The 4,703-nt window shown below is 61.4% G+C and carries 5 protein-coding genes and 1 pseudogene; all 6 read right to left on the bottom strand.

What is annotated here, in order from left to right; all coding sequences use genetic code 11:
* Positions 1-269: response regulator (locus AC1D1P_RS14675; RefSeq protein WP_477673493.1), on the bottom strand; the 269-nt coding region annotated here is incomplete at its 3' end.
* A 211-nt stretch (positions 270-480) separates the two neighbouring features.
* Positions 481-1,791 carry a tryptophan--tRNA ligase gene (locus tag AC1D1P_RS14680; RefSeq protein WP_477673494.1) on the bottom strand — a complete coding sequence of 437 codons (1,311 nt, stop codon included), beginning with the start codon at positions 1,789-1,791 and terminating at the stop codon, positions 481-483.
* Positions 1,788-2,462 (bottom strand): site-2 protease family protein, encoded by a 675-nt coding sequence (locus AC1D1P_RS14685; protein ID WP_477669742.1) that lies wholly within the window; start codon positions 2,460-2,462, stop codon positions 1,788-1,790. The genes AC1D1P_RS14680 and AC1D1P_RS14685 overlap by 4 nt, the downstream gene beginning before the upstream one ends.
* A gap of 122 nt (positions 2,463-2,584) precedes the next feature.
* Positions 2,585-3,220 carry an L-threonylcarbamoyladenylate synthase gene (locus AC1D1P_RS14690; RefSeq protein ID WP_477648056.1) on the bottom strand — a complete coding sequence of 212 codons (636 nt, stop codon included), beginning with the start codon at positions 3,218-3,220 and terminating at the stop codon, positions 2,585-2,587.
* Positions 3,221-3,244: 24 nt separating this feature from the next.
* Positions 3,245-4,150, bottom strand: a complete 906-nt coding sequence (locus AC1D1P_RS14695) for a DMT family transporter (RefSeq protein WP_457279560.1) — start codon at positions 4,148-4,150, stop codon at positions 3,245-3,247.
* A pseudogene (locus AC1D1P_RS14700) lies at positions 4,150-4,703 on the bottom strand (phosphatase); the annotation flags it as partial. The pseudogene AC1D1P_RS14700 and the gene AC1D1P_RS14695, both read right to left, overlap by 1 nt.

The following is a 4,703-nucleotide window of genomic DNA, read 5'->3' on the forward strand; positions in this document are numbered from 1 at the left end:
TCGTAGTCCTGGGCCGGCGCGGCCGACAGCACCACCAGGGGCACGTTGGGGAATTGGTGTTTGAGCTCACGCACGCCCGAAACACCATTGGTGTCAGGCAACCTCAAGTCGAGGCAGATGAGTTCGGGGACACCGTGTTGCTGCACGGCAGGCATTACCGCGGCGAGCCGGTCCAGCTCGGTCACAGTGGCCTTGCTGCTAAGGCGGCGAATCAACATGACAACCGCTTCGCGCATCAGCGGATGGTCATCTATTACAAAAATACTCATTAGTTCACGTCTGAAGTATCGTTCCTGTCAGCTATCGAGCATAACTGGTGAATGTCAACTTTGGGGCACTAATAAACTTGAAATTGCGGTATTTTTTCAGGGTGGTAATACCCTAAAACAACAATGAATAAGTCTTTCGTACCAATGTGATTCTGTCGAAGGCCACCGCGCACGGCCAAAGCCCCTGGCCCAAATTGCTTAATCCCGCAACTCAGGGAGTTACAGGTGCAAAAAAACGTAGCGCTGTTTCGACCTCGGCTGCCTCGATACCGGGCAAGATTTGAAGCTTATCTTGCAGTGCAGCAAGCGCACCGGTCCCTTCGTTCTGCAGGGTGGAAATTATCAGCGCGGCTTCACGGGGAGATTCAAAGCCATGGCTCTGCAGCAGCACCTTGGCGTCGGCATCCTGCAGCTTGAAATAGAACTGGCCGTCCTTCTCACGGTATTGCTTGAAGGCCGGAGCAACACTTTTGACTGACTTCCCTTTCGACGTGCCAGCCGGCTTTATCGCGAGGTTGCGCAAACCAACGGCGCGACGCAACTCGCCCATGAAAGGCGTGGCCTCCGCGCGCGCCTTCTGCGCACCCGCCTGCAAGGTCGCCTCGATCTTTGCCGGGTCGCTGATGAGGTCGTGGTATCGCTCGCGCATGGGCACTACTTCACGGTCAATGCGCTCGAACAGCAACTGTTTGGCATCGCCCCAGGCAATGCCTTCGGCATAGGCCTTGCGCAGGGCCTGGGTTTCGTCCGCGCTCGCAAAGGCCTGGTAAATCTGGAACAGCGCCGAGCCCTCGACTTCCTTGGGTTCGCCCGGTGCGCGTGAATCGGTGAGGATGCCGGCGATCAGCTTGCGCATCTGCTCGCGTGGGGTGAAAAGCGGAATCGTGTTGTCGTAGCTCTTGCTCATCTTGCGACCGTCCAGTCCGGGCAGCAGCGCGACGGACTCTTCAATCACCGCTTCGGGCAGCACCAGGTGCTCACCGTACAGGTGGTTGTAGCGCTGCGCCATGTCGCGCGCCATTTCGATGTGCTGGATCTGGTCGCGCCCCACCGGCACCTTGTGCGTCTTGAACAGCAGGATGTCTGCGCCCATCAGCACCGGGTACATGAAGAGGCCGGCGGTGACGTCGGCATCCGGGTCGTCGCCGGCTGCCTCGTTCTTGTCGACAGAGGCCTTGTAGGCATGGGCACGGTTGAGTACGCCCTTGCCTGTGACGCAGGTCAGCAGCCAGGTGAGTTCAGGGATTTCCGGGATGTCGGACTGGCGATAGAACGTCACGCGCTCCGGGTCCAGCCCGGCGGCCAGCCAGCTCGCCGCGATCTCGAGTGTGGACTGCTGGATGCGCGCGGGTTCATCGCATTTGATCAGTGCGTGGTAGTCGGCCAGGAAGTAAAAGCTGCGGACATCGTCGCGAAAGCTGGCCTGAACCGACGGCCGGATCGAGCCGACATAGTTGCCCAGGTGGGGCGTACCGGTGGTCGTGATGCCGGTGAGGAAACGGGTGGGGGACGGTGTATTCATGACAATCTTGGGGGCAATGAAATGGGGAGGTTGATCAGATCCAGCAAGCTGTATCCCAGCACCACCAGTGGCCAGAGCCAGTAAGCGCTGACGATGCCAAGGAGAACGAGCCCCATGACGATGAAAAACCCCCATGGTTCGAGGCGGGCGACAAACTGAGCCTGCTTCCACGGCAGCAGGCCCACCAGGATGCGGCCGCCATCAAGCGGAGGCAAAGGAAAAAGATTGAAGGCCCACATCACGAGATTGACCAGTACGCCAGCCTGGCACATGACCAGGAAAAACGGCTCCTGGACACCGGCGTTGATCAGCACCGCATACAACACGGCCCAAAGTACGACCTGTATGAAGTTGGCGGCGGGGCCCGCAAGTGCCACCCAGATCATGTCGCGTTTGGGTTTGCGCAAATTTCCGAAATTGACGGGTACCGGTTTTGCGTAGCCGAACAGAAAGGTGCCTGAGGTGGCGAAATACAGTAGCAGCGGCATGACGATGGTGCCGAGGGGGTCGATGTGCTTTACGGGGTTCAGCGTGACACGGCCCAGCATCCAGGCGGTGTTGTCACCGAAATAGCGAGCCACATACCCATGCGCAGCTTCGTGCACGGTAATGGCGAAGAGCACTGGCAGCGCGTAGATGGCGACGGTTTGAATCAGGTTGGCGATATCCATGCCGAATTATGACCCCCACGGTCGCTCACTTCGTGTAGCTCCCTGCCCCCCGAAGGGGGCTGCTGCGCCTGCGGCCCGGCAAAGCCGGTTCCGCGGCCCCTGCTTGAAGGGGAGTCCGCTCGCTAAAGGCCTAATGCAGCCAGCTCGCCCCGGCCCTGTCGCACCACGACAGGCTCGCCGCCGTCGCCCATGGCCGTCAGGTCGATCACGGTGGTCGGCTCCTGGTGGCAGGCGCCTGCGTCGATCACGGCGGCCAGCTCATGCTCCAGCAGCTCGCGGATCTCGTGCGCATCGTTCAGCGGCTCGGTGCCGTCCCGCGGAATCAGCGTGGTGGCCAGCAGCGGCGCGCCATGCAGCTCCAGCAGCGCCTGCAAAACCTTGTGCTCCGGCACGCGCAGGCCGATGGTCTTGCGCGACGGGTGGCTCACGCGGCGCGGCACTTCCTTGCTGGCTTCGAGGATGAAGGTGTAGGGCCCTGGCGTGGCGGCCTTGAGCAGCCGGAATTGTTTGTTGTCCACCCGCGCGTAGTTCGCCAGCTCGCTCAGGTCGCGGCACAGCAGGGTGAGGTGGTGCTTGTCGTCGACGCCGCGAATACGGCGCAGGCTGTCGGCCGCGGCCTTGTCGTCGAGGTGGCATACCAGGGCATAGCTGGAGTCGGTTGGCACGGCCGCAATGCCGCCGCGTTCAAGCAGTGCCACCGCCTGTTTGAGCAGGCGGGTGTGCGGGTTCTCGGGGTGAACTTCAAAAAACTGTGACATACAGGTTTGTCGCCGGCTTGGGTTTCAGGATTCGGTGGGTTCAATGATGATCCGGCTCTCGCGTACCGCAAGCCAGGCGCCAGTGGCACCACACACGGTAATCATGGCAATGCCGAGCAGCGACCACTGATCCGGAACATGGGAAAAGATCAGCCATCCGCCCAGCATGGCAAAACCGATTTGGGCGTAAAGGAACGGCGTCAGGGTTGATGCAGTGGTTCGCGCATAGGCAAGAATCATCATGAAGTGCCCGACGGCTCCGAGGAAGCCCATCAGGCAAAGGCAGGCCCAAAGCACCCAGGAATCCAGCGAAGTCCAGACAAAGGGAAGGGCCAGCGAGGCGATGAGCGTGCCCACCCAGCCGGTGTAGAAGTGCATGGTTGCCGGGTCTTCGGTACGGGCCAGGCGGCTGGTCAAAATCTGGAACCAGGCATTGGACACCACCAGGCTCAACGGTAGCAGCAGCGTCCAGTCAAAGCCGGAGCTTCCCGGCCGGATGATGATCAGCGCACCGGCAAAGCCTCCCAGGACCAGCCCCCAGCGCAACGCCGGTACGCGCTCACCCAGCTGTAGCGATGCCAGCAGGGTGATGACCAGCGGCGTGATCATGATGATGGCCGTGAACTCGCCCACGGGCATGTATTTGAGGCTGAAAAACGCCAACCCGCTGCTGGTCAGCAGCAGTACGCCGCGTAAAAGCTGGAACCTGGGATGCGCCGTTCGAAACAGCGTTCGCCCGCGCGCAGGAAGCATCACCACGGTCGTGGCCACGGCCTGGAACGCATAGCGAAACCACAGCGCCATCAGGATGGGCACGCTCAGGGATATCCGTTTGGTGGTGGTGTCCAGCGCGGCGAAGCAGGCCATGGCGGCTACCAGAAGCGCAATGCCGGTCAGGGCAGGAGAGGTTTTTCTCGCGGGGCCGGCCATCACTGGATGCGGTCCACCAGCAGCTCCCACACCGGTGTCAGTTCGCCCGGCAGGAATGGCAGGGTACCCAGGTCGGTGTGGCTTTCGTCGGGGCTGTGGAAGTCGCTGCCGCGCGAAGCGGCCAGGCCGAACTCTTTGGCCGTTTCGGCGTATTTGAGGTATTCCTGCGGCGTGTGGCTGCCAGTGACAACCTCCACGCCACGCCCGCCATGGGACTTGAACTCGGTGAACAAGGCGTATTCCTCGTTGGGGGTGAACTTGTAGCGGCCCGGGTGCGCAATCACGGCAATGCCCTTGGCCTGGGTGATCCAGGTGACGGCGTCGCGCAGGTTGGCCCAGCGGTGCGGCACATAGCCGGGCTTGCCTTCGGTCAGGTATTTGCGAAAGACTTCAGGCGTTTCGCGGCACACGCCGGATTCCACCAGGAAGCGGGCAAAGTGCGTGCGTGAAATGAGCTCGGGGTTACCCACAAACTTCAGCGCGCCTTCGTAAGCGCCCATGATGCCGACCTTGGCCAGCGAGTCCGACATCTCCATGGCGCGCTGTTCACGGC

The organism is Polaromonas sp. P1_E1_2, assembly GCF_056406035.1.